Annotated in this window: 1 protein-coding gene; it reads left to right on the top strand. The window is 74.5% G+C overall.

Features of this window, described 5'->3' with window-relative positions; translation table 11 throughout:
- Positions 1-960: LacI family DNA-binding transcriptional regulator (locus ABZS66_RS61810; RefSeq protein WP_354774319.1), on the top strand; the 960-nt coding region annotated here is incomplete at its 5' end.
- Between the last annotated feature and the right edge of the window lie 130 nt (positions 961-1090).

Below are 1090 nucleotides of genomic sequence, written 5' to 3'. Positions count from 1 at the left end.
GTGTCCCGGGTGCTCAACGACCATCCGAGTGTCAGCCCGTCGACCCGGGAGCGGGTCCTGGAGGCGGTGCGCCAGCTCAACTACCGGCCCAACGCCATGGCCCGCGGCCTGGCCGGCCGCCGGTCCCGGGTGGTCGGCGTGGTCAGCTTCGACACGATCCTCTACGGGCCGGCCTCGACCCTGCTCGGCATCGAGCGGGCGGCCCGCGCCGCCGGCTACGGGGTCAGCATCGTCACGCTGGAGCGGATCGACCACACCGGCATGGTGGAGGCGCTCAACGCCCTGGCCGACCAGTCGGTCGCCGGCGTCGTCGTCATCGCCCCGCAGACCGCGGCCGCCGCGGCGCTGCACAACATGCCGCTGGGCATGGCCGCCGTCGCCGTCGAGTCCGACACCGGCGGGGAGATCCCGGCCATCTCGGTCGACCAGGTCACCGGCGCCCGCCTGGCCGTCCGCCACCTGCTGGAGCTCGGCCACCGCAAGGTGTGGCACCTGTCCGGCCCGCGCGACTGGCTGGAGACCCACGGCCGCATCGAGGGCTGGCGCAGCACCCTGGAGGAGGCCGGCCTGCCCGCACCGAAGCTCATCACCGGCGACTGGGGCGCCCGCTCCGGCTACACGGCCGGCCTGGAGCTCGCCGCCCGCGACGACGTGACCGCGGTCTTCGCCGGCAACGACCAGATGGCGCTGGGCATGATGCGCGCCTTCCACGAGCACGGCATCCGCGTCCCCGACGACATCAGCATCGTCGGCTTCGACGACATCCCCGAGGCCGAGTTCCTGTCGCCGCCACTGACGACGATCCGCCAGGACTTCGACGAGGTGGGCCGCCGCTGCATCGCGGCCCTGCTGCGGCTGATCGAGGCCGACCTGCGCGAGGGCCCGGACCGCCCGGACCCGGACCCGAAGGTAACCCCGACCCTGATCCTGCGCCGCAGCACCGCCCCACCACGCCCCTAACCCCTGCCGCGCCCGCTCACGCGCCGCCGACGCTTTGCCGCGCCCGCTCACGCTTTGCCGCGCCCGCTCACGCTTTGCCGCGCCCGCTCACGCTGTGCCGCGCCCGCTCACGCTGTGCCGCGCCCGCTCA

It is taken from the genome of Dactylosporangium sp. NPDC005572, from assembly GCF_040605515.1.
GTDB lineage: Bacteria > Actinomycetota > Actinomycetes > Mycobacteriales > Micromonosporaceae > Dactylosporangium.
The sequence above is the reverse complement of the archived record's forward strand: the minus strand, read 5'-3'. Positions and strand labels throughout refer to the sequence as shown.